Origin of the sequence: Gordonia sp. BP-119, from assembly GCF_016924115.1 — a bacterium.
Lineage (GTDB): Bacteria > Actinomycetota > Actinomycetes > Mycobacteriales > Mycobacteriaceae > Gordonia > Gordonia hongkongensis.
This window is the reverse complement of record NZ_JAFFZF010000007.1, coordinates 1-22,748: the sequence shown is the minus strand read 5'-3', so window position 1 is coordinate 22,748 and position 22,748 is coordinate 1. Positions and strand designations below refer to the sequence as shown.

Here is a 22,748-nt window from a genome sequence, read left to right as displayed (position 1 = left end):
GCCAGACTCGTGCCATGGGCCCAACTCGCAGACCCCGACGGATTCGTCGCGAAGGGATCCGTGACAACTGGATCCGGAATGCGATGACGACAGGGACGGTCGCCGTACTGTGCGCGGCGCTGGCGGCGTGCGCGTCGTCGACGCCGGACTCACCGCCACCGACTCCCTCGTACTCGGCGTCGTCGCTCGCTTCGACGTCTTCGTCGGCGTCGCCGACGACCGTTCCGGTTGCAAACAGTTGTGGCGCAAGCGAACTCGCGAAGCTCTCCGTACGCCAGAAGCTGGCGCAGCTGATCGTCGTCGGTGTCACCGGGGCGGCCGACGCGCAGCAGATCGTCGAGAACGAGGAGATCGGCGGGATCTTCGTCGGGAGCTGGACCGACAAGGCGATACTGACAAGCGGTGCGGCAGCACGTATTTCGCAGAACTCGCCGATCCCGCTGATGGTCACCGTCGATCAGGAGGGTGGTCGGGTGTCGCGCCTGTCCGCGCTCGGTATCGACCACGCGTCGCCGCGCGAACTGGCACAGACCAGGACGCCCGAGCAGGTGCGGGCGATCGCGGCCGATGTGGGCCGCAAGCTCAAGCGGCTCGGGGTCACCGTCGACTTCGCTCCCGTCGCCGACGTCAGCGACGAATCGGACAATGAGGTGATCGGCGACCGGTCCTTCAGCAACGACCCGGCCGTCGTCACCGAGTACGCGGGCGCGTACGCCGCGGGATTGGCCGACGCGGGAATCACGCCCGTGTACAAGCACTTTCCCGGTCACGGACACGGCTCGGGCGACTCGCATCTCGGCATCGTGACGGTTCCGTCGCTCGCGGAGCTGCAGGACAGCGACCTCGTGCCGTTCCGGACACTGCTGCGCGACCCGGGGACCGCGGGCGCCATGGTCGGGCACCTGATCGTGCCCGGTCTGACGAAGGGGCTGCCCGCCAGCATCAGCCGGCCCGCGATCCAGATGCTGCGCACCGGCGTCGGCTACGACGGTCCGCGATTCAACGGCGTCATCTACTCCGACGACCTGTCGGGCATGGCGGCGATCAACGCCCAGTACCCGATCGAGCAGGCGGTGGAGAAGTTCATCCTCGCCGGCGGCGACATCGCGCTCTGGCTGTCGACCGACCGTGTCTCGTCGGTGCTCGACAATCTCGAACGCGCGGTGTCAGCGGGTCGACTGGCGCCGGCACGGCTCGACGACAAGGTCGTGCGAATCCTTCGATCCAAGGGTGTGGTGAACTGTTGACCTGCTGAGTCCCCCCGGCGCCGACGGCCTGAATGGGGTTTCACCTTACCGATTGGTAAGTTGTTGATATCGTCGACGGAACAGATGTCGGGAACGGAGGTGGCGGTCATGTCGGGCGGAACCAAGCGCCTGCCACGCGCGGTGCGCGAGCAGCAGATGCTCGACGCCGCCGTCAAGGTGTTCTCGCAGAACGGCTTTCGTGAGACCTCGATGGATGCGATCGCGTCCGAGGCGCAGATCTCGAAGCCGATGCTGTACCTGTACTACGGCTCCAAGGACGAACTGTTCAGCGCGTGCATCGCCCGTGAGTCCGGTCTCTTCATCGACGCGATGAGCGTCGGTTTCGACCCGTCGCTGTCGCAGCGTGAGCAGGCCGTCACGGTGATCCGTGAGTTCCTCCGCTTCGTGCACGAGCACCGGCAGTCCTGGCGGGTGCTGTACCGCGTCGCCATCGGCACCGCCGGTTTCGCCGGCATCGTCTCCGAGAGCCGCCAGCGGGTCACCGAGATGGTCGCCCAGCTGATCAAGGCGGGCACGACCGTCGAGGTCGACAGCGACATCGACTTCGAACTCACCGCCGTCGCGATCGTCGGCGCCGCCGAGGCCGTCGCCGACCGCATCACGGAGGGTGACGTCGACCTCGAGCGGGCCACCAGCCTCCTCGTCGGCATCACCTGGCGCGGCCTGAAGGGCGTCGGTACCGACGCCTGAAGTGTCGACACCTGAGGTGCAACGCAAACGCTCCCGCGGCCCCGCTTCCTATCCGCTGATTGGATCCAATAAGCGGGACGGAAACGAGACCGCGGGAGCGAAAGGCGAGAGCCCTCAGCCCTCCCGCGTCGTCGCGGTGAGGTGCGGGAATCCCTTGCGGCGGTCGCGGATCGCGATGTCGAAGTTGCCCTTGCCGTCGATGCGACGGGTGTAGAGGTTCACCTTGGCCGGCAACAGGATCGGCTTGCCGAACCTGACGTCGTAGGTCACGGCGTCGGGCAGTTGCGCCTCCACGTTCGCGACAGCTGCTGCGGCACTCCACATCCCGTGGGCGATGGCCTTGGGGAAGCCGAAGGCCTTCGCCGGCAGGTTGCCCATGTGGATCGGGTTGCGGTCGCCCGAGGCGGCGGCGTACTCGCGGATCCGCTTGAGGTCGACGGCCAGGATGGCGTCCGGCGGCGGCGGGGTCTTCGACTTCGGTTCAGGACCCCGCGGCTCGTCGGACAGGCTGGTGCGCTGCTGGTTCAGGAACGTCGCCGTCTGGGTGGTGACGAGTTCCGATCCGACGCGGATCTCGCTGACGACGTCGATCAGGATGCCCTTGCGGTGCTCGCGCAGGTTCTGTGCATGCGTGACGATGTCGAGCGGCTCACCGACCTCGATGGGCCGCGAACGTTCGATGGTGTTCGTCATGTGTACCGAACCGACGGCGCCGAACGGGAACTCGTCGGACGTCATGAGCTTCATGACGACCGGGAACTGCAGCACGAACGGGTACGTCAGCGGCAGGGTGCCGCCGAACCGCTGCCCGGTCGCGTGGCAGTACGCCTGCAGCGCAGTCGAATCCACCCGCACGCCGTCGAGTCGGTAACGCGTCTCGGGTGCGGTCGCGTCGGCCGGGACCCGTGGCGGCTTGCCGATGCCGGGCAGCAGCGCGGTGACCGCCTTGCCGTACAGCTCGGCGGTGCCGGGTGCGGACGGGAGGGTGATCGTCTTGCCCATCAGGCCCCCAGGAATCCCTGGCCGCAGACGCGGACCACATTGCCGGTGATGGCATTGCTCGCCGGGTTGGCGAAGTAGGCCACGGTCTCGGCGACGTCGACGGTCTGGCCGCCCTGCTGCAGCGAGCTCATCAGGCGGCCGGCCTCGCGGGTCGCGAGCGGGATGGCCGCGGTCATCTTGGTCTCGATGAAGCCGGGTGCCACCGCGTTGATGGTGATGCCCTTCTCGGCGAGGATCGGCGCGTAGGCGTCGACGAGGCCGATGACGCCGGCCTTCGAGGCGCCGTAGTTGGTCTGGCCGCGGTTGCCCGCGATGCCGGCGATCGACGAGACGTCGACGACGGCGCCGCCCTCGCGCAGCGCACCCTTCTCGAGCAGCGTCTCGACGAGGGTCTGCGGTGCGATGAGGTTGACCGCGATGACCGCGTCCCAGCGGGAGTCGTCCATGTTGGCGAGCAGCTTGTCGCGGGTGATGCCGGCGTTGTTGACGATGATGTCGATGCCGCCGTGACGCTCGAGAGCGTGCTCGGCGAGCTTCGCGCCGGCGTCGGCCGCGGTGACATCGAGCGGGAAGGCGGTGCCGCCGACCTTGTTCGCCGTCTCCGACAGCGCGTCCCCGGCCTGCGGGACATCGGCGGCGATCACGTGCGCGCCGTCGCGGGAGAGAACCTCGGCGATCGTTGCACCGATGCCGCGGGCGGCACCGGTGACGACGGCGACCTTGCCCTCGAGGGGCTTGTCCCAGTTCTTCGGCGCGGTGGCGTCGGCGCCGCCGACCCGGATGACCTGGGCGTCGACGAAGGCCGACTTCGCCGACAGCACGAAGCGCACGGTCGACTCGAGGCCGGTCAGCCCGGTCTTGGCGTCGGGGGAGACGTAGACGAGCTGGACGGTGGACCCCTTCAGGAGTTCCTTGCCCAGCGAGCGGGTGAAGCCCTCGAGTGCACGCTGCGCGACGCGCTCGGAGGGGTCGGTGACCAGCTCCGGCGTGGTGCCGATGACCAGGAACCGCGCGCAGGCCGCGGTCGAGCGCATCGCGGGCTGGAAGAACTCGAAGAGCTGACGCAACTCGGCGGGAGTGGTGATTCCGGTCGCGTCGAAGACCAGGCCGCCGTACTTGTCGGCGCTGCGCCCGGTCGTGGCGTTCTGGATGAGGTCGTAGTCCTCGGTCGAGAGCATCTCGCGAAGCGGTTCGACGAGCCGGCCGGACCCGCCGAGCAGCACGGGGCCGGGCAGCGGCGGCTCGGAGGCCTTGTAGCGCCGTAGCGGCGGCGGGACGGGCAAACCGGCCTGCTTGGCGATGAATGCGCCGGGCGCGGAATGGACGAAGCTCGAGTACAGGCCAGTGTTTCCGTTGGCGGCCACGTTGATCTCCTCTGACTGTCGTTCGACAACGAACTTACTGATGAGTAAGAATACGCTATAGATACCGCACCCGACCCTTGGGAGATCGACGTGGCCGAACAGTCCAACCCCACCAGCAAGCCGAAGACCCGCAGCGATCGTCCCGTCGCGATCCTGGGCGGCAACCGCATCCCGTTCGCACGCCAGGACAAGGCGTACGCGAAGGTCGGCAACCAGGAGATGTTCACCGCCGCGCTCGACGGCCTGGTGAGCCGCTTCAACCTGCAGGGCGAGCAGCTCGGCATGGTCGCCGGCGGCGCCGTGCTCAAGCACGCCCGTGATTTCAATCTCATCCGCGAGTCGGTGCTGGGCTCGGCGCTGTCGCCGTACACCCCCGCGTTCGACATCCAGCAGGCGTGCGGCACCGGCCTGCAGGCCGTCACGACGGTCGCCGACGGCATCGCCCGCGGTCGCTACGACGCCGCGATCGGCGGTGGCGTCGACACGACGTCCGACGCACCGATCGCTGTGGGCGAGGGCCTGCGTCGTCAGCTGCTCGAGGTCAACCGGGCGCGTAGCACCAAGGACCAGATCCTCGGCGCCGCGAAGCTGCTGACGAAGCTCGGCATCGAGATCCCGCGCAACGGCGAGCCCCGCACGGGCATGTCGATGGGCGAGCACGCCGCCGTCACGGCCAAGGAATTCGGCATCAAGCGGGCCGACCAGGACGAGTTGGCCGCCCGCAGCCACCAGAACATGGCGGCCGCCTACGACGCCGGCTTCTTCGACGACCTGATCACCCCGTTCTTGGGCCTGACCCGCGACCAGAACCTGCGCGGCGACTCCACCGCGGAGAAGCTCGCCAAGCTCAAGCCGGTCTTCGGCGTCTCCCTCGGCGACGCGACGATGACCGCGGGCAACTCGACGCCGCTCACCGACGGTGCGTCGACCGTGCTGCTCGCCAGCGACGAGTGGGCCGCCGACCGCGGACTGCCGGTGCTCGCCTACTTCGTGGACAGCGAGACCGCCGCGGTCGACTACGTCAACGGTCCCGACGGGCTGCTCATGGCCCCCACCTACGCGGTGCCGCGCCTGCTCGCCCGCAACGGGCTCACGCTGCAGGACTTCGACTTCTACGAGATCCACGAGGCCTTCGCGTCGGTGGTCCTCGCGACCCTGCAGGCCTGGGAGTCCGAGGAGTACTGCAAGGAGCGCCTCGGCCTCGACTCGGCACTGGGTTCGATCGACCGCAGCAAGCTCAACGTCCACGGTTCGTCGCTCGCGGCGGGTCACCCCTTCGCGGCGACCGGCGGCCGGATCGTCGCGCAGGCGGCCAAGCAGATCAAGGAGAACGGCGGCGGTCGCGCGCTGATCTCGATCTGTGCCGCGGGCGGCCAGGGCGTCACCGCGATCATCGAGGGCTGACGACCCGAAGCGGACGTCATCGAGAGCTGGAATCCCGATAAGTGAGACGGATCGGCGACTGATCGGCCGATCCGTCTCACTTTCGTGGGACGAATCGGGGTACTCCGTCACATATTCGACAGAATCGGCCGTCCGGGGATGCCTCCGGCCGAAAAGTAGCGTAATTATGTCTATAGCTCCGGCTGCGCTGTCAGACCCCCGACCCGACAGCTCGGCCGGAGCGCCTACTTTCCCGACCGTAGTTCTGCGGCCACCCCCTGATCGGTAAATCGTCAGCCCGGCCGAGCTGCCAGCCCCGATGGATGGAGTTGTGACCCCAGGCTCTCGCCGAGCACGATCTGCGCTACGCGCCGTGCTCGCCGTCGTCGCCGTGATCACGCTCGTCCTCGCCGCGGAGTTCGTGGCCACCCGCTCCGATTCGCCACGCAACGCCGTCGTCGGCGGTATCGATGCGGGCGGTCGGAACTCCGCCGAACTGACCTCCGTACTCGACGAGCTGACGGTGCGTTCGCGGCAACCGGTCGTCTTGCGGACGCCGGAGGGCTCGGCCGAGGTCCCGCCCGCCGAGCTGGGACTCACATACGACGCCGACGCGACGCGGGCTCGTCTCCTCGAACAACCGCGCAATCCGCTCGTCCGTCTGGCCGCGCTGTTCGGCCGCGACGTCGACGTCGAGCCGGTCGTCACGCTGGATCGGACGACGATGAACGCGGCGCTCGACGCCCAGCGCGCGTCACTCGAGAAGGCCGCGGTCGAGGGTGGCGTGCACTACGACGGCACCGATCCCGTCGGGGATCAGCCCGCCAAGGGTGAACGCATCGCGCGAGACGCTGCCGCCGCGACCCTCGTCGACCGTTGGCTGGACGGCGCCCCCGTCGACCTGCCCATGGAACCCTTCTCGCCGACGGTGAGCGCCGAGGTCGTGGCCGCGACCGTCGCCGGACCGGCCGAACGGGTGGTCGCGGCTCCCGTGAGTCTCGTGGACCGCCGCAAACGGACGGTCGAGGTGCCCGCGGGAGACCTGGCGTCGATGGTGACCTTCGGGCCCGACGGCCGCGGCGGGCTCACTCCCCGAGCCGACGAGAAGGTGGGGCGCGAGATCCTCGCCCCCGACCTCGACGCCTCGCAACGGGCCCCCGTCAGCGCGACGTTCAGTCTGGCGTCCGGCCGTCCGCAGGTGGTGCCGGGCGTCGACGGCGCCGCGATCAACTGGCCGAAGACCCTCGCCGCCGTCGCCACGAGTGCTGCGGCCGACGGTGGCGATCGCAGGGTCGAGGTCGTCTACGACGACGTCGAGCCGAAGCTCACGACCGATGCCGCGCGCAAGCTCGGGGTCACCGAACTGATCAGCGAGTACACCACCGGTGGCTTCTCGAGCGCTTCCGGGGAGAACATCCGGCTCGTCGCCGCCGAGGTCGACGGGGCCCTCGTCCTGCCCGGAAAGGTGTTCTCGCTCAACGGGCACACCGGGCCGCGCGGAGCGGAGCAGGGGTACGTCGAGTCGACGATCATCGACCACGGTCGGGCGTCGAACGCGGTCGGCGGCGGGATCTCCCAGTTCGCGACGACCCTGTACAACGCGACGTATTTCGCCGGGCTCGAGGACGTCGATCACACCGAGCACGCGTACTACATCTCGCGGTACCCGGAGGCGCGGGAGGCGACCGTGTTCGAAGGCGCCATCGACCTGAAGTTCCGCAACAACACGCGGCACGGCGTGCTGATCGAGACCGCCTGGTCGCCGTCGTCGGTGACCGTGCGGCTCTGGGGCACGAAGGCGTTCGAGGTCGAGTCGGTCACGGGTGAGCGGGTTGCCCCCACCGATCCGCCGCGCGTCCGCGTTCCGCGCGGGGACGACTGCATCCCGAGCAGCGGGAGCAAGGGTTTCACGGCGTCGAACACCCGGATCATCAAGGACGCGCGTACCGGACGGGAGATCGATCGGTCCACCCGCACCGTCCGCTACGCGCCCGAACCCATCGTGAAGTGCGTCTGACCCCGGGGTGGTTCGGCGCGGGGTAATCTGATGTGGAGGATTTCGATGCGGGGTGTTTCCCCGAAGGGCTTTACCGAGCGATAGAACGCTCGATAGGCTCCGGGGCGTGGATATCAATGGAGCTAGTGCAATCGTCACGGGTGGCGCGTCCGGCATCGGCGCGGCTGCGGCTCGCCAGCTGGCGGCCAAGGGTGCAAAGGTCATCGTCGCCGACCTGAACGCGGACAAGGGCGAGGAACTCGCCAAGGAGATCGGCGGACAGTTCGTCGCCGTCGACGTGACCTCGACCGAACAGATCGAAGCCGCCGTCAACGCGGCCACCGAACTGGGCCCGCTGCGTGCGCTGGTCAACTCGGCCGGCATCGGCTGGGCGCAGCGCACCATCGGTCGCGACGGTGAGTTCGGGTCGGCCCACAACCTCGACGCCTACAAGAAGGTCATCGCGATCAACCTGATCGGCACCTTCGACTGCATCCGTCTCGCGGCCACCGCCATGAGCCGCAACGAGCCGCTCGACGGCCACGGCGAGCGCGGCGCGATCGTCAACATGGCCAGCGTTGCGGCCTTCGACGGCCAGATCGGCCAGGCGTCGTACTCGTCGTCCAAGGGCGGCGTCGTCGGCATGACCCTCCCGGTCGCGCGCGACCTGGCCGCGGTCGGCATCCGCGTCAACACCATCGCCCCCGGTCTGATCGACACCCCGATCTACGGTGAAGGCGAAGCGGCCGAGGCGTTCAAGGCCAAGCTCGGCGAGTCGGTCCTGTTCCCGCATCGCCTGGGTGCACCCGACGAGCTCGCCTCGATGGTCGTCGAGCTGGTCACCAACAGCTACATGAACGCGGAGGTCATCCGCGTCGACGGTGGCATCCGGATGCCACCGAAGTAGATCCGACACCCCACCGAGGTAACCGCGCAGACCCACCACCGGCCCGATCCGGTGGTGGGTTTGCCGTCTGTTCACCGGTTCTTTCCGTGAAAGAACTTTCATTCGCGCCTCATGAAGGTGTCACGCCGGCACCGCAGAGTGGTCGCCATGAACGTTCCGCACGCGATCGACCGACTTCCGGATCACCCGGGCCCGGTGACGATGTACGCGACGCGCCCACCCGTGCGCACGGTGACGCCGCCACCGTCGCCACGACGCACCCTCCTCGCCGCCGTCGGCAGCGCGCTGTCCCCGTGGGCGGCAGCCGGTCTCGTCGTCGTTCTCGGCGCCGGCGCGTTCGTCGGACATGCCGGGTGGACCGGGGAGTTGCCGTTCGACGCCGTCGTCACCCTCCTCGTCTTCCTGATCGCGGTGTGGGCGTGGATCTTCTCGCCGCTGGATGACACCTATGTCGCGCTGGGTGGCGGTATCGCTCTGGTGGTCTTCGGCATCATCGACGCCAACACCTTCGCGGGCACGCTCGGCTCCGGCGTGATCTGGTTGCTGATCGGTGCTTTCGTGATCGCGGCCGCGGTCACGGCGTCAGGTCTGTCGGCTCGTGTGTCGGCGCGGGTCGTCCGCCGGGCCCGGACGCCTCGTCAGTTGGTCCATCTGATCACCGCGGCCCTGTTGCTGACCACGTTCGCGATCCCGGCGACCTCCGGGCGCGCGGCCCTTGCTCTTCCGATCTTTCTCGCGCTCGCCGCGGTCCTGCGTGACCGACCCCGCCTGGTGCTGTGCCTCGCGCTGGTCTTCCCGATGGTGATCCTGTTCTCGGCGGTGGGATCGCTTCTGGGACCCGGTGCACACCTCATCACCGTCGAGATCGTCTCGGCCGCAACCGGTGGCGGTATCGGATTTCTGCACTGGGCGGTCCTCGGCATCCCCCTGGCCCTCGTGTGGTCGCATCTCGCGGCCGAGTCGGCACTGTGGTTGATGACCGATCACGCCGAGCGGGCACGTCCGCTGTGCGTGCCGCCGACCGCTCTCGCGACGACCGGCACGGTGACCTCCGGACCGCTCACGTCTGCACAACGACGGGTGTCCGTCATTCTCGGACTCGTTGTGACGCTGTGGTGTTCTGAACCCTTGCACGGTGTCGACCCGGCCATCGTCGCGGTGCTCGGCGCGCTGGCCGCGTCGGCGCCGGCGGTCGGCGCGACGACGCTGGGCGCGGCGCTGAAGACCATCCCGTGGACGCTCCTGCTGTTCATGGCCGCCACCCTCGCGCTGGGGATGGCGCTCAACTCCAGTGGTGCCGCGGAGTGGCTGGCGGATCAGGCTTTCGGGTCCATCGCCGAGACCGGGCCGGCGGCGGCCATGGTGTTCGTCGTCGTCGCGGCGATCGTCTCGCTGCTCGCGCATCTGGTGATCCAATCCCGTTCGGCCCGTTCGGCGGTACTGATCCCGATCATCGTGGTGACCGCCCCGGCCGTCGGGGTCGACCCGGTCGCCGCGGCCTTCCTGTCCACCGCGGCCGCCGGGTTCTGCATCACCCTCACCAGCTCGGCCAAACCGGTCGCCATGTTCGCGGCGAGCGACGACGTCCCGGGTTACGAACCCCGACATCTGCTCACGATGTCGGCGCTGCTCGCGCCGGTGTCGCTGGTGCTGCTCATCATCTTCGCGTTCTGGGTCTGGCCCTACCTGGGTCTGCCCCTGCTCTCGTCCTGACCGTCGCATCGCCGCGACTGTCCCGAATGTGCCTCCGGGTGCGAGTTCCCGTCTCCTCATCAAGACCTTGTCCGATCGATCAACAGGAGTGCCGATGTCCGTCCGAGTTCCGCAACGAATCCTGGTCGCCCCGAGTGGTTTCAAGGAGAGCCTCGACGCCGTATCCGTGGCGACCGCCATCGCCGCGGGGGTGCGGCGCACGCTCCCCGGGGTGCGCGTCGACATCGCACCGATCGCGGACGGCGGGGAGGGGACGGCGCGCATCCTGGCGGCCGCGGGCAACGGGCGGCTCCACGAGCTGACCGTCTGCGGCCCCACCGGTGAGCCGGTGCAGTCGCACTGGGCCGAGGTCGGCGTCGGTCGGAACCGCATCGGCGTCGTCGAGATGGCTGCCGCCGCTGGATTGGCGCTCGTTCCGGCGGGGCAGCGAGATCCCGGTGCCACCACCACTTACGGAGTGGGACAACTGATTGCCGCGGCCCTCGACGCGGGGGTGTCGGCGATTCTCGTCGGCTGCGGCGACTCGGGCACATGCGACGGCGGGGCCGGGGCGCTTCAGGCCCTCGGTGCGCGCGTCCTGGACCATGACGGTCACGAGATCGGGTGTGGCGGAAACGAACTGGCGCGCGCGGCGTCGCTGGACCTCACCGGTCTGCATCCGCGGTTGCGGGAGACCGAAGTGGTGGTCGCGGGCAACCCGCACAACGTCCTCTGCGGACCGAACGGCGTCGCCCGCGTCTTCGGGCCGCAGAAGGGGGCGACGCCCGCACAGGTCGACTCGCTGTCGGCGGCGCTCGACGTCTGGTCGGACATACTGCAGCGGGATGGGCTGGCCGACATCGACTATCGGCAGGGGGCCGGGTCCGGCGCGTCGGGTGGACTCGGAGCGGGGCTGGCGGCAGCCGGCGGGAAACTGCGGTCGCGGTTCGACGCACTACTCGATTCCGGGCTGTCCGGCATCGACCTCGATCATCGGATCGGCAAGGCAGATCTGGTGATCACCGCAGAGGGTTCGATCGACTTCCAGACCCCGCGCGGCAAGGTGCCCGCGGAGGTGGCCCGCCGCGCCCAGTTGCGGGGTGTGCCCGTTGTCGCGCTGGCGGGTTCGCTCGGGCACGGTGCGCCCGCCGTCCACGACGTGGGGATCGGGGCGATCGCGTCGATCATCACGGTACCGATGCCGCTGTCGGAGGCGGTCGCCAACGGAGAGAAGCTCCTCGCCGACGCCGCCGAGCGCACCATGCGGATGATCCTCCTCGGCGCCGCGGTCTCCGCCCGGGCCGGGCAGCGGAAGCGGAAGAAGGCGGTCTGATCGCTGCGCAAACCCACCACTTTTCGGCATATCCACCCCCTTCAGACGGGGTGGATATGCCGAAAAGCGGTGGGTTTGCGGGTTCGGCCGCCGGTCCGGTAACGGCACCGGCGCACGGGTAGTCTTCGCGCGTGACCAACTCGCCATACCAGCCGGGGGACCCGCGATTCGGGCCACAACCGCAACCCGGGCAGTACCCGCCGAACGGCGGGTATCCGCCACCGAATCAGCCCTACGGTGCTCCGCCACCGAATCAGGGGCCTTACGGTGCGCCGCAGCCGTACCCGGGTCCGATGCCGGGCGGGATGTACCCGCCCGGGGCGCCGTTCCCGCCGCCACCGAAGAAGAAGCGCACCGGTCTGTGGGTCGCGCTGGGAATCGTCGGGGTGCTGCTCTTGATCGTGATCGCCGGTGGCGTGGCGCGGGTGCTGGTGTCGTCGGCGCAGGGAGGTGGGGTCACCGACACCAGTGACGTCGACGCCGGCGAGTGCATCGTCGTGACGGCGGAGCCGGAGACCCTCAAGGCCGACGAGGTGTCCTGCGGCGACACCGACTTCCACTACCTCGTCGCGGAGAAGTCCATCACGCAAGGACTCTGCGGTCCCAACTACTCGCGCTACTGGGTCGCGGGCGAGGAGGGCGCGCTCTGTCTGGCGCCGGTGTACCAGGAGGGCCGTTGTTACTACATTCCGTCGGCGACCGGTGGTACCGCGCTCGCCGACATTCGTGAGATCGACTGCGGGTCGCCGGTTTCCGGCGGAACGAACATCCGCGTGGACACCAAGGCTGCGGGGGAGCCCCAATGTCCCGACTCGGACGGGACCTACTTCGCGCAGAAACCGCGCCCCGTCGGCTATTGCTTCAGCGTGATCGAGTGACGATGGCGCACCGCGGGGTCTGAGCCGCGATGTGCGCGGGCTCGCCGCAAAGAAGAACTCCCACCGGCGGATTCGCCGGTGGGAGTTCTCAGTATGGTCGGGCTCAGAAGGCCGCTTCGTCGAGTTCCATGATGTCATTGTCGATGTTCTCGACGGTGACGCGGACCGAGGTGAGCAGCGGGAGCATGTTCTTCGCGAAGAAGCTCGCCACGGCGACCTTGCCCTCGTAGAAGGACTTGTCGGCGTCGGAGGCCCCGTTGTCGAGAGCTGCGAGGGCGACCTCGGCCTGGCGGAGGAGCAGCCAGCCGATGAGCAGGTCGCCGACGGCCATCAGGAAGCGGACCGAACCGAGTCCGACCTTGTACAGCTCGGCCGAGTTCTCCTGTGCCGCCATCAGATCGTTGGTCAGCGAGGCAGCCATCGCCTGCACGTCGTCGAGCGCCGTCTTCAGCAGTGCCCGCTCGGTCTTCAGCCGGCCGTTGCCCGCCTCGGAGTCGATGAAGCTCTGGATCTGTCCGGCGACATGCGCGAGAGCCTGGCCCTTGTCGCGGATGATCTTGCGGAAGAAGAAGTCCTGGGCCTGGATCGCCGTGGTGCCCTCGTACAGCGAGTCGATCTTCGAGTCACGGATGTACTGCTCGATCGGGTAGTCCTGGAGGAATCCCGACCCGCCGAGCGTCTGCAGCGACTCGTGACCGAGGGTGCCGTAGGCGCGCTCGGAGCCGACGCCCTTGACGATCGGGAGCAGCAGATCGTTCACGCGGTGGGCCATGTCGGGATCGGCGCCGGACACGATCTTCGCGGCGGCGGTGTCCTGGTGCGACGCGGTGTAGAGGTAGATCGCGCGCAGACCTTCGGCGTAGGCCTTCTGGGTCATCAGCGAACGACGCACATCGGGGTGGTGGGTGATCGACACGCGCGGTGCGGCCTTGTCGGTCATCTGGGTCATGTCCGCACCCTGGATGCGCTCCTTGGCGTACTCGAGCGCGTTCAGGTAACCGGTCGACAGAGTCGAGATGGCCTTGGTGCCCACCATCATTCGCGCGTGCTCGATGACCTCGAACATCTGCGCGATGCCCTTGTGGACGTCGCCGACGAGCCAGCCCTTGGCGGGGGTGCCGTGCTGTCCGAAGGTGACCTCACAGGTGGCGGACGCCTTGATGCCCATCTTGTGCTCGACGTTGGTGACGAAGACGCCGTTGCGCTCGCCGAGTTCGCCGGTCTCGAAGTCGAAGTGGTACTTGGGCACGAAGAACAGCGACAGACCCTTGGTGCCCGGGCCGGCGCCTTCGGGGCGGGCGAGCACCAGGTGGAAGATGTTCTCGGTCATGTCCTGATCGGCCGAGGTGATGAATCGCTTCACACCGTCGATGTGCCAGGAACCGTCTTCCTGCTGCACGGCCTTGGTGCGTCCGGCACCTACGTCGGAACCGGCGTCGGGCTCGGTCAGCACCATGGTGGCGCCCCAGCCGCGCTCGGAGCAGATGGCAGCCCACTTCTTCTGCTCGTCGGTGCCGTTGTTGTAGAAGATGTTCGCGAAGCCCGCGCCGGCGGCGTACATGAACACGGGCGGGTTGGCGCCGAGGATCATCTCGCCGATGGCCCAGTACAGCGAACGCGGGGCGGGGAGGCCGCCGAGTTCCTCGACGATGCCGATCTTGTCCCAGCCGCCCTCGACCAGGGCGTTGTACGACTTCTTGAACGACTCGGGGATCGTGACGGTGTGCTCGTCGGGGTCGAAGACCGGGGGATTGCGGTCGGCGTCGACGAAGGACTCGGCGATCGGGCCCTCGGCCAGCGCACGGACCTCGCGCAGCATGTCGACGGCTGTCTCGTGGTCGAGGTCCCCGAAGTCGCCGGACTCCAGTACCTTGTCGAGCTCGAACAGTTCGAAGAGATTGAACTGCAGGTCGCGCATGTTGCTCTTGTAATGGCCCATGGTTGTTCCTTGTCTGGTGTGGCCGTCTGCGATGGCGTCCTCGACCCGGTCCGATCGCTCACGGTTGTGCGCGTACCGGCCGGATGAGGGGCTGTTCGGTCCGAGCTATGTTACTCGCCGGTAACCCTAGAATAGCCCCATATCCCCGCCGGATCAATCAGAAGATGTGTGATCTGCGCCGGTTGGCGCACCCGGAGCGCCGAGAAATCCGCAACGCCGGCGCAGGAACCGCGAGTACGTTCCAATGAACGAATGCGCAGACTGGTGATCGGACCCGCACGTGTCGGTGCGACAGGTTTCGTGAGCGTCGTGATCTCGATCGTCGCCCTGGCCGCCGGACTTCTGGTGGCTGTCGCCCCGGCAGACGCCGCGGCGACGCCCTCGTGGGACGGCGTGTATTCGTTGAAGCGGTTCGCCGCCTCGAAGACCGGAACGAGCCTCGCGGCCCGGCAGGCGGAGCCGGACTTCTCCGACGACTACACCTTCAGGACATCGTGCGACGGCGGTACGTGCGTGGCGACGGTGATCGACGGGCCGAAACCCGCGAATCCGACGCTGCCGCAGCCGCCGCGCTACACCTGGGAGGCAGGATCCTGGGTGCATCGCTATGACTGGGAATGGGACTGCTGGCAGGGCGCGGGTGTGCCCAAGGTGTGGCGCCCGGCGACGTCGATCGCGACTTACACCCCGCAGGGCGACGGCACGCTGAAGGGCGTGTGGCGGACCACGATCGACGGCGTGCCCTGCGACGGGACGGTCGTCATGAACGTCGCCGCATACCCGGTGACTCCGCCGGCGCCCGCCTGGAATCTGTCGTGATCGACGTCTTATAGCGCCGAGCGCAGGTACTCGAGATCGTCGGGGATGCCGTCGCCGGGTGTCTCCAGGATGACCGGTGCGCCCGCCGCCTCGGCGACCGCGACGAGCACCTCGGGGTCAATGTGGCCCGACGCGAGGTTGGCGTGACGGTCGCGGCCCGAGTCGAACTCGTCGCGAGAGTTGTTGAGGTGCACGAGATCGATCCGGCCGGTGATCTGACGGACGCGCTCGACGAGTCCGACGAGATCCTCGCCGCCGGCCCAGGCGTGGCAGGTGTCGAGGCAGAAGCCGGCCTGGTCGAAGTCGCCGACGGCCTCCCACAGACGGTCGATGGACTCGAGCGTGCGTGCCATCGCGTGGTCGCCGCCCGCGGTGTTCTCGATGAGGATCGGGACGCCGAAACCGCCCTTGTCGGCCTGGCGGTCGAACAGCTTGCGCCAGTTCGCGAATCCCTCGGCGCTGTCCTCCCCGTCGCGCAGATGCCCGCCGTGGACGACGAGCCCGAAGGCGCCGAGTTCGGCGGCGGCCGCGGCCTGCTGCTCGACGGCCTTGCGCGACGGCATCCGCAGCCGGTTGTTCAGACTGGCGACGTTGATCTGGTAGCTCGAGTGCACGACGACGTCGATGTCGGACTCACGGAACTCCGCCGCGCGCGGGTTCGGCTGCGGCTTCTTCCAGCTCTGAGGGTCCGTGACGAACATCTGGAAGACATCGATCCCGAGCTCGGCGGCAGTGGCCAAGGGGTCGGCGTCCTCGCGAAGATGGGCTCCGATGCGCATGTGGCAACGATAGTGGCCCGCCCCGACACGCGGACGCCCCCGTCGTCGTCGATCACGGGGACACGCCGGGGCGGTCACCTCCATCGTCCAACCGGCTCTCCGCGGCGACGGGAGATCAGTCGCCCAGACAGGGCTCGGTCTCGATGGTGATCGGGACCCCGGGTGCGATGAGGAGTCGACACGGTGCCGCGCTGTCGTGATAGAGGTTCAGCCACTCGTGACCGCGGGTTCCGTCGGCGTACACCGCGTCGAGGGTGCGGTTGAGACGGGCCTCCGCCTCCTTGTTGATGATGTAGCGCTGGTCGCCGTAGCGCAGGTAGCGATTGGGCACCGAGACCTCCTTCAGGGGATCGACGCCCTCCAGTGTGATCCACAACACCCTGATCGGCGAGGCGTCCGGCGAAAACCGCTGGCGGAGACCGTTCGCCCCGGGTTGCGGCATCGGAAATGCTCAAATCCGACATGCCTGGCCGTCGGCTTGGCTCGCGAACAACAGATGACCATTACACTGACGGCAGTTTAAGTGGGTGGTTGCCCTGCGGGGTGTGACGGGCGGGGTTGTGTCGGGTGAGTGTCGACGAGACGGTGGGCGTCCCGCAGCCGGGCAGATCCTCCAAGCGCAACGAGCGCGAGAGCACCGAGACGACCACCTCCGACACCAAGGACTCCGTGGTGGCCACCGGTCGTGAGGACACCGACCGCGACGACACCGGACGCGCGGGTGTGGAACCGATCCTCGACGACCTTGCCGCCGCCGCCGAGATGGAAGCCGATCCCGAGAGCCGTCGCGATCTGACGATGGTCCGGCGCATCGCGATCGGCGCCTGGATCGTGCTGATGGCGGTGCACGTCGCCCTCTACGGTCTGGCCTTCGACCGCACGCGCCTGATCATCCTGATGTGTCTGGGACTCGCGGCCGCCTGTATCGGCCGGCGCAAGTTCATCACGATCCTCATCGACTGGGCGCCGTTCGCGCTGATCCTGATCCTCTACGACTGGACCCGGGACGTCGCGCGCATCGTCGACATGCCCACCCACTGGCATCTGGCGATCGATTTCGACGCTTGGCTGACCGGCGGGGTCAATCCCACGGCCTGGCTGCAGGAGCACCTCAAGCAGGCGAGTCCGCCCTGGTGGGAGGTCATCGTCAGCATCGTCTACATGTCGTACTTCATCATCCCGTACGCGGTCGCGGCCGTGTTGTGGCTGAAGGACCGCGCCGCCTGGCGACGCTACGCGGCGTGTTTCGTGGCGACGACCTTCCTCGCCCTGGTCGGGTACACCCTCGTCCCGGGCGCCCCGCCGTGGGCCGCCGCGCGATGCACCGCGGCCGAGGTCCAGGACTTCCCGCGCGACCCGATCTGCATGTACTCGCCCGAGGCCAAGGAACCCGGCGGTCTGCTCGGGCCGCTGGACAACGAGTACCCGGACGCCAACCCCTACGTCGAACGGATCTCGGCTCGCGGTTGGGGTTACCTCAACATCCACGCGGCGTCGAACCTCGTCGAGGTCGGGCAGGGCAAGTCCAACCTGGTCGCCGCGATCCCGTCGCTGCACGCGGGTCTGACGATGCTCCTCGCGCTCTTCATGTGGCCGCGGGTGAAGGCGCTCGGCAAGACACTGTTCATGGGCTACGCCCTCGCTATGGCGTTCGCCCTGGTGTACACCGCCGAGCATTACATCTTCGACATCGTGCTCGGGTGGCTGCTGGCCGCCGCGGTGATCGCGACCTACCAGATCATCGACCGCAAGATCTTGCTCCCGCGACAACGACGCCGAGCCGCCGAGGAAGCAGCGGCGGATTCGGGAGACGATCGGCGTCCCGACGACGCCAGGGCGTCGACGACGGCATCCTGATCTCGTAACCTGGCACCGTGAGCAGCCGCCGCAGAACCGGTCGTGGCGCCGTCGTCTGGCGCCGCGCACTCGTTCTCGTACTCGCTCTCGCCGTGATGCTTATGCACACGGTGGTGTCGGGTCATGGCGGGCCTTCCGGTGGCGAGAGCGGGATGTCCCACCATGCGGAGCATTCGGCGCTCACGGCATCGTCGACGATGACCTCAGCCCCGGAGATGACCGGAACCGACGACTGTGGTGAGCACTCGCACGACTGCGTCTTCATCCGTGCGGCCGGCGTCGATCTCCCGGCCGTGGTTCTCGTTCTCCTGCTCTGGTCGCTTGCGGCGCTTCCGCGGATCGTCGACACCGCTCGCCGTCGGACGACGATCCTGGGTCGTCCGCCGCCGTGGGCCATGTACTCCCATCTGCAACTACAGGTGATCCGCTGCTGAGTTGACCTCCGCGGACCGCTCGGTCCGTCGTGTCGTCATCTCTCCTCCCTCTCGGCCGGCGTCGCGCCCGCCGGGAACTCCGACAGCAGCAAGGAATGCACTCATGTACGTACACAACACATCTCGGCGCCGTATCCGGACGGCGGCAGGGATCGGCCTGGCCGCGGCGGCACTCATCGCAGTCGCCGGTTGCTCGCCCGACGAAACAGCGAGCGACGCCACCTCCGCCAACACCTCGGCATCGGTGGCGACGCAAGCTCCGGCGTCGGCCACTCACAACGAGGCCGACGTCGAGTTCACCTCGACGATGATCGGACACCATGACCAGGCCGTGGAGATGGCCGAACTCGTCGAGGGCCGGACGGACAATGCGGAACTGATCGCCCTCGCGTCGACGATCGAGAAGGCCCAGGACGCCGAGATCGAGCAGATGGAGAACCGTCTGCAGAGCTGGGGCGTCAGTACCGACGGCCTCGACGACGGCCACGAGAACATGGGCCACGGTGGTCACTCCGCGATGCCGGGCATGCTCAGCCCGGACCAGATGGCCGCCTTGCGGGACGCACGCGGTCCCGAGTTCGACCGGCTCTGGCTCGAGGGCATGATCCGGCACCACGAGGGCGCCATCGCGATGGCCGACGCGGTACTCGCCGACGGCGTAGACCCCGCGACGAAAACCCTTGCCCTAGAGGTCAAGCGGACCCAGCAGGCCGAGATCGACCAGATGAAGGGCTTGCTCGGCCAGAGCTGAGCACCAACAGACGGCGCCGGGGCGGTTGGGTCCGGAAACGGACGTCAACCGCCCCGACGTGTCGGCGGGTCACCTACCGACAGGCGCAGGACGAGTTTTCGTAGCGATTTCGAGTTAGGACCGTAACTGTCCTAACTCGACGACACACTCGGATCATGAGTGAAACCGAATCGACAGGAGGACAACCCGATCAGACCAATATCACCGACTACGACGATCCGAACGCGCCGTGGAACCAGGCGTGGGATCAAGAGGGTGGCATCGCCAACTGGAACGATGATGTGATCAAGGAGTTTCGGGAGAACGCGGGCAAGGTGGGCGGCGCTTACGCGGGCGCGGACCTCATCCTGCTCACCACCACCGGGGCCAAGAGCGGAAAGCCACACACGGTTCCACTGGGACCCTGTCACCGCGACGACACCATGTACGTGAGCTCGTTCATCGAGGACAAGTACCCGGCATGGTGGTACAACATCAAGGCGAATCCACAGGTCATGATCGAATTCCGAGACAATACGCACCAGGGGACCGGCAAGGTGCTCGAAGGCGAGGACTACGACGAGTACGCAGCCTGGGTGCTGGCCAACAACCCACTGCTGGCGGACTTCCAGTCCAAGGTCGACCGCCCAATCCCGCTGGTCGTGCTCACCATCGCCGCCAGTTGACCATCGGCAGACTCGGGGCAACCGCCCCGATGGCAGTGGTCGAGATCAGCCGCGCCGCAGCGGCAGACGCATCAGGTACACCTGATAGCCGATGGAGACCGAGTAGGTGAAGTAGAGTGTGCTGCCCTTCGACCACGGGTGGATGTACGGCGCGTAACCCGTGTACGGGTCCACCGAGGGTGCGACGATCTCACCGGAAGTCCATGGGCCCCAAGGGTTGTCGGCGGTGCGCAGCGTCACGCCGACGTCCTGGCTCGCCAGCGAGATGTACTTGCCCAGATAGTCGTTCCACTGGACCGACATCTCGCCCGTAGGGGCGCCCATCACCGGGGTGGCTGCGTCGGGGTTGTTCGGAACCCAACGGCCGTACGAGAAGTACTGCCACTTGCCGAGATTCTCGATGTCCTTCTCGTCGACGCGCGCGAGGTAGACACCGCCCCAGCGGCCGTCGGGTGTGCCGTAGTAGTAGACGGTCTTGCCGACCTTCAGGAAGGCGCCCATCTGGAACTTCTTGTTGCCGCCGCCATTGGGGCGGAACGCACCGACCGAGCGCCAGTTCTCGCCGTTGTCGGTGGAGGAGACGAGGCCCGCCCAGTTGGTGGTCCAGATGCCGGGCGAATCCCACCGTTTGACCGACATCACGGTCATGTACTGCTTGCCGTTGGCGGCCACGCCGGCGGTCGGGATGATCGTGATCTCGCGGCGGACGTTCGGCTTGAGCAGGCGCTTGGCATGACCCGGCCGGCCGGCGTGCGAGGTGAACGTCATGCCGTCGGCCAGGTGGCGGTCCGTGCTGCGCAGCAGGACGTTGGACCGCCAGTAGTAGAGCTCGCCGTACAGGAGGGACCACCCGTTGAACGACTGGGTGTCACCGAACGCCGTGAGGATCTCACCTCGGCCGTTGTCCCACATGACACCGAGATCGGTACCGACGATGTTGAACCGTCCGATGGTGTCGTTCATCGCGAATGGCCCCGTCAATCGGTTGACGATGGTCGCCGGACCGTTGGCGTAGCGGGCGGCGTGGGCGGGGGAGGCGGCCAGGGTCGTCGTCAGGGCCAGAGCGAGCAAGGTGACGACTAGACCCAGGAAAAGCCGTGCGAGGCGCCGTGTCATGGCCGTGACCTTATCAAGACCTGAGAGATATGTGTGAGGTCCGCTACGGTGCCCGACCACCGCGAACGGTCGTGTCGAACTCAGGCTTCGCGATAGCGCTCCGAGGTGTCCACGGTGGTGAAGTCGATCTGCGCGGCGGCGTTGTTCACCGCGGTCACGAGCGCGGTCCCGAACATGCCGTCGGCGTCGTAGAGTCCGGCGTTGCTGACCGAGACGCCGTCGTCCTCGATGTGGACGTCGGCCTCGACCCCGACCCGCTCACCCGACGGCAGACGGCTCAGGGCGACAGTCAGATCGCAGTTGATGAATCCGATGCCGGTGGTGCCCCAGTTCGACACCAGGCTCGCGGATTCGGCGCTGACGACCGCCCGCTGGAACGGGGTGAGCTTCTCGCCCGCCACGATGGGTGCGGCCCGCGACCACATCCGTTTGCGGTGCCCGTTCTGGTGATTGCCCATGTCGCGCTCCCATTCACCGACGGCGTCGTCCGCGGCATCGGAGGCGAACCGGGGGGACAGGTCGTCGTCGGAGGCGATCTCGGGTGGGTGGAAGGTGACCGCGTCGGCGGGGCGATGCCACCGCCGCCCGGGCGGGTTGGTCGAGGTGCGCAGGAACACCGTCGTGCCGCGCGCGACGAGCACCTCATCCGCACCTTCGGGGTGTTGGACCACGTCGACGTCGACGACCCGGATTCGTCCGCCCGATCGGACGATTCGGACCCGGGTGGAGGTGACGATGTCGCGCGCGGCCTTGAAGAGGTCGATGGTGCACCGGGCGGGTACGAACTCATCGTCACCGAACTCGGTCTCGACCGCCCGCGCGGCGAGGCCGCACACCGCCGGACCGTTCAGGGTGCCGGGCGCCCACAGGCTGGCGGCGAAGGGTGTCGGCCGGTATCGGAGACCGGCGCCGGGCCGGCCGGTGTCGGAGATCGGCTCGAAGAACGCGATGTTGGTCATCGTTACTTGTTACCCCGCTGTTCATCTGCGTCGGCGATGCGGTCGGGTTTGTGCCGCTCCTGAGCGAATAGCGCGCCGGATCCTGCTGTGCCGGATAACCTCCCACCATGACTTTCGCCACGGTGTACACCAAGCACTTCCCCGACGAACTGGTCGGTGCCGTCCGCACGGCACTCATCATCACGTCGATCGTCGGCATCGTGATCGGGGTCATCGCGATCCTGTGGCCGGGGCCGACCATCGTCGTCCTCGCCATCCTGTTCGCGATCTCGCTGATCATCGCCGGCATCTTCCGCATCTATCAGGCCTTCGCGGCGTCGTTCCTGAGCACCGGGGTCCGGGTGATGCTCGGCATCGTCGGCGCGATCGTGCTGCTGGCCGGCGTGATCGCGCTGTTCAGTCCCGGCGACGCCGTGTGGCTGCTGGCCGTGTTCATCGGCATCGGCTGGATCTTCCAGGGAGTTGCCGACCTGTACGCCGCGATCACCAAGTCCGGGCACGCACCCACCTGGTTCCTGATCCTCTCCGGCATCATCGCGATCATCGCGGGCATCGTGATGATGGTGTTGCCCGCGTTCTCGCTCGAGGTGCTGGCCTGGGTCGGCGGCATCATGCTCGTCGCGCTGTCGATCGCCACGCTGCTCACGCTGCCCAAGAAGGTCGAGCAGCCGGCCGCCGGGGAGCCCGCGGTCTGACCCGGAACACTCGTGAGCGTCACTGCTCTGCTCCCTGAGCTGAGGAGCGTGCTTGCGAGCGTCACGAAGGGTCTTCGCAACTCGTCTCGCCAGGACCCTAATGGGGGTGGATCGGCGTCCTGCAGGGGATGCTGGTTTGTGTGAGCCTTCCCGGCCGGTGACCACTCCGAGACCCTGAAACGGTGTCGGATTTCTACACGAAGACCGTGGCCCGGCCGGGT

21 protein-coding genes are annotated in these 22,748 nt (G+C 67.7%); 14 read left to right on the top strand and 7 right to left on the bottom strand.

Features of this window, described 5'->3' with window-relative positions; genetic code table 11:
* The first annotated feature begins 83 nt into the window (after positions 1-83).
* Positions 84-1,247: a glycoside hydrolase family 3 N-terminal domain-containing protein gene (locus JW364_RS06205; protein ID WP_137809635.1), complete on the top strand. Its 1,164-nt coding sequence runs from the start codon at positions 84-86 to the stop codon at positions 1,245-1,247.
* Between the two features lie 108 nt (positions 1,248-1,355).
* Complete coding sequence (locus JW364_RS06200) at positions 1,356-1,958, top strand: TetR/AcrR family transcriptional regulator (protein ID WP_137809636.1); 603 nt, start codon at positions 1,356-1,358, stop codon at positions 1,956-1,958.
* A gap of 114 nt (positions 1,959-2,072) precedes the next feature.
* Here the strand turns inward: JW364_RS06200 and JW364_RS06195 are convergent, their stop codons facing one another.
* Both JW364_RS06195 and JW364_RS06190 read right to left on the bottom strand, forming a co-directional pair.
* Positions 2,073-2,960 (bottom strand): MaoC/PaaZ C-terminal domain-containing protein, encoded by an 888-nt coding sequence (locus JW364_RS06195; RefSeq protein WP_137809637.1) that lies wholly within the window; start codon positions 2,958-2,960, stop codon positions 2,073-2,075.
* The gene (locus JW364_RS06190) at positions 2,960-4,324 is read right to left on the bottom strand and encodes a 3-oxoacyl-ACP reductase (protein WP_137809638.1); all 1,365 of its coding nucleotides are present in this window, start codon (positions 4,322-4,324) and stop codon (positions 2,960-2,962) included. The genes JW364_RS06195 and JW364_RS06190 overlap by 1 nt, the downstream gene beginning before the upstream one ends.
* A 90-nt stretch (positions 4,325-4,414) precedes the next feature.
* On the opposite strand from JW364_RS06190, the gene JW364_RS06185 reads away from it, so the two are divergent.
* The 6 genes from JW364_RS06185 (at position 4,415) to JW364_RS06160 (ending at position 12,513) form a co-directional block, all read left to right on the top strand.
* Positions 4,415-5,728 carry an acetyl-CoA C-acetyltransferase gene (locus tag JW364_RS06185; RefSeq protein ID WP_137809639.1) on the top strand — a complete coding sequence of 438 codons (1,314 nt, stop codon included), beginning with the start codon at positions 4,415-4,417 and terminating at the stop codon, positions 5,726-5,728.
* A gap of 298 nt (positions 5,729-6,026) precedes the next feature.
* Complete coding sequence (locus JW364_RS06180) at positions 6,027-7,724, top strand: VanW family protein (RefSeq protein ID WP_240198748.1); 1,698 nt, start codon at positions 6,027-6,029, stop codon at positions 7,722-7,724.
* A gap of 106 nt (positions 7,725-7,830) precedes the next feature.
* Positions 7,831-8,610 carry an SDR family NAD(P)-dependent oxidoreductase gene (locus JW364_RS06175; protein ID WP_058252218.1) on the top strand — a complete coding sequence of 260 codons (780 nt, stop codon included), beginning with the start codon at positions 7,831-7,833 and terminating at the stop codon, positions 8,608-8,610.
* Positions 8,611-8,757: 147 nt separating this feature from the next.
* The gene (locus tag JW364_RS06170) at positions 8,758-10,323 is read left to right on the top strand and encodes an SLC13 family permease (protein ID WP_137809640.1); all 1,566 of its coding nucleotides are present in this window, start codon (positions 8,758-8,760) and stop codon (positions 10,321-10,323) included.
* Positions 10,324-10,417: 94 nt separating this feature from the next.
* Positions 10,418-11,635 carry a glycerate kinase gene (locus JW364_RS06165; RefSeq protein WP_137809641.1) on the top strand — a complete coding sequence of 406 codons (1,218 nt, stop codon included), beginning with the start codon at positions 10,418-10,420 and terminating at the stop codon, positions 11,633-11,635.
* 131 nt (positions 11,636-11,766) lie between these two features.
* On the top strand, positions 11,767-12,513 hold the full coding sequence (locus JW364_RS06160; RefSeq protein WP_226511758.1) for a hypothetical protein: 747 nt from the start codon (positions 11,767-11,769) through the stop codon (positions 12,511-12,513).
* Between the two features lie 103 nt (positions 12,514-12,616).
* On the opposite strand, the gene JW364_RS06155 is transcribed toward JW364_RS06160, so the two are convergent.
* On the bottom strand, positions 12,617-14,452 hold the full coding sequence (locus JW364_RS06155; RefSeq protein WP_137809642.1) for an acyl-CoA dehydrogenase: 1,836 nt from the start codon (positions 14,450-14,452) through the stop codon (positions 12,617-12,619).
* 252 nt (positions 14,453-14,704) lie between these two features.
* Between JW364_RS06155 and JW364_RS06150 the strand changes: the two genes are divergently transcribed.
* Positions 14,705-15,271 carry a hypothetical protein gene (locus tag JW364_RS06150; RefSeq protein WP_137809643.1) on the top strand — a complete coding sequence of 189 codons (567 nt, stop codon included), beginning with the start codon at positions 14,705-14,707 and terminating at the stop codon, positions 15,269-15,271.
* Positions 15,272-15,279: 8 nt separating this feature from the next.
* Here the strand turns inward: JW364_RS06150 and JW364_RS06145 are convergent, their stop codons facing one another.
* Together JW364_RS06145 and JW364_RS06140 are read right to left on the bottom strand one after the other, a co-directional pair.
* Positions 15,280-16,050, bottom strand: coding sequence for a deoxyribonuclease IV (locus JW364_RS06145; RefSeq protein ID WP_068971224.1), 771 nt, complete (start codon positions 16,048-16,050; stop codon positions 15,280-15,282).
* Positions 16,051-16,165: 115 nt separating this feature from the next.
* Positions 16,166-16,381 (bottom strand): hypothetical protein, encoded by a 216-nt coding sequence (locus JW364_RS06140; RefSeq protein WP_058252309.1) that lies wholly within the window; start codon positions 16,379-16,381, stop codon positions 16,166-16,168.
* Positions 16,382-16,617: 236 nt separating this feature from the next.
* Between JW364_RS06140 and JW364_RS06135 the strand changes: the two genes are divergently transcribed.
* The 4 genes from JW364_RS06135 (at position 16,618) to JW364_RS06120 (ending at position 19,757) form a co-directional block, all read left to right on the top strand.
* Entirely contained in the window at positions 16,618-17,907 is a 1,290-nt protein-coding gene (locus JW364_RS06135) for a phosphatase PAP2 family protein (RefSeq protein ID WP_374100796.1), read from the top strand.
* A gap of 17 nt (positions 17,908-17,924) precedes the next feature.
* On the top strand, positions 17,925-18,341 hold the full coding sequence (locus JW364_RS06130) for a DUF6153 family protein (protein ID WP_068971226.1): 417 nt from the start codon (positions 17,925-17,927) through the stop codon (positions 18,339-18,341).
* Between the two features lie 103 nt (positions 18,342-18,444).
* A complete protein-coding gene (locus tag JW364_RS06125) occupies positions 18,445-19,092 on the top strand; it encodes a DUF305 domain-containing protein (RefSeq protein ID WP_058252208.1) in 648 nt (215 codons plus the stop codon).
* 155 nt (positions 19,093-19,247) lie between these two features.
* On the top strand, positions 19,248-19,757 hold the full coding sequence (locus JW364_RS06120; RefSeq protein WP_137809644.1) for a nitroreductase/quinone reductase family protein: 510 nt from the start codon (positions 19,248-19,250) through the stop codon (positions 19,755-19,757).
* Between the two features lie 45 nt (positions 19,758-19,802).
* On the opposite strand, the gene JW364_RS06115 is transcribed toward JW364_RS06120, so the two are convergent.
* Positions 19,803-20,873, bottom strand: coding sequence for a DUF4185 domain-containing protein (locus tag JW364_RS06115; protein ID WP_058252206.1), 1,071 nt, complete (start codon positions 20,871-20,873; stop codon positions 19,803-19,805).
* A gap of 80 nt (positions 20,874-20,953) precedes the next feature.
* Positions 20,954-21,832 carry an acyl-CoA thioesterase domain-containing protein gene (locus JW364_RS06110; protein ID WP_065630363.1) on the bottom strand — a complete coding sequence of 293 codons (879 nt, stop codon included), beginning with the start codon at positions 21,830-21,832 and terminating at the stop codon, positions 20,954-20,956.
* Positions 21,833-21,939: 107 nt separating this feature from the next.
* Here JW364_RS06110 and JW364_RS06105 point away from each other — a divergent pair, with 107 nt between their 5' ends.
* Positions 21,940-22,527: an HdeD family acid-resistance protein gene (locus JW364_RS06105; RefSeq protein ID WP_137809645.1), complete on the top strand. Its 588-nt coding sequence runs from the start codon at positions 21,940-21,942 to the stop codon at positions 22,525-22,527.
* Positions 22,528-22,748 lie beyond the last annotated feature (221 nt).

What these genes read in the sequence shown, in the direction of transcription:
- JW364_RS06145 (WP_068971224.1), bottom strand. Translation starts at nt 16,050, where the DNA reads ATGCGCATCGGAGCCCATCTTCGCGAGGACGCCGACCCCTTGGCCACT.
- JW364_RS06155 (WP_137809642.1), bottom strand. Translation starts at nt 14,452, where the DNA reads ATGGGCCATTACAAGAGCAACATGCGCGACCTGCAGTTCAATCTCTTC.
- JW364_RS06115 (WP_058252206.1), bottom strand. Translation starts at nt 20,873, where the DNA reads ATGACACGGCGCCTCGCACGGCTTTTCCTGGGTCTAGTCGTCACCTTG.
- JW364_RS06200 (WP_137809636.1), top strand. Translation starts at nt 1,356, where the DNA reads ATGTCGGGCGGAACCAAGCGCCTGCCACGCGCGGTGCGCGAGCAGCAG.
- JW364_RS06165 (WP_137809641.1), top strand. Translation starts at nt 10,418, where the DNA reads ATGTCCGTCCGAGTTCCGCAACGAATCCTGGTCGCCCCGAGTGGTTTC.
- JW364_RS06110 (WP_065630363.1), bottom strand. Translation starts at nt 21,832, where the DNA reads ATGACCAACATCGCGTTCTTCGAGCCGATCTCCGACACCGGCCGGCCC.
- JW364_RS06105 (WP_137809645.1), top strand. Translation starts at nt 21,940, where the DNA reads ATGACTTTCGCCACGGTGTACACCAAGCACTTCCCCGACGAACTGGTC.
- JW364_RS06195 (WP_137809637.1), bottom strand. Translation starts at nt 2,960, where the DNA reads ATGGGCAAGACGATCACCCTCCCGTCCGCACCCGGCACCGCCGAGCTG.
- JW364_RS06150 (WP_137809643.1), top strand. Translation starts at nt 14,705, where the DNA reads ATGCGCAGACTGGTGATCGGACCCGCACGTGTCGGTGCGACAGGTTTC.
- JW364_RS06180 (WP_240198748.1), top strand. Translation starts at nt 6,027, where the DNA reads ATGGATGGAGTTGTGACCCCAGGCTCTCGCCGAGCACGATCTGCGCTA.
- JW364_RS06125 (WP_058252208.1), top strand. Translation starts at nt 18,445, where the DNA reads ATGTACGTACACAACACATCTCGGCGCCGTATCCGGACGGCGGCAGGG.
- JW364_RS06205 (WP_137809635.1), top strand. Translation starts at nt 84, where the DNA reads ATGACGACAGGGACGGTCGCCGTACTGTGCGCGGCGCTGGCGGCGTGC.
- JW364_RS06120 (WP_137809644.1), top strand. Translation starts at nt 19,248, where the DNA reads ATGAGTGAAACCGAATCGACAGGAGGACAACCCGATCAGACCAATATC.
- JW364_RS06170 (WP_137809640.1), top strand. Translation starts at nt 8,758, where the DNA reads ATGAACGTTCCGCACGCGATCGACCGACTTCCGGATCACCCGGGCCCG.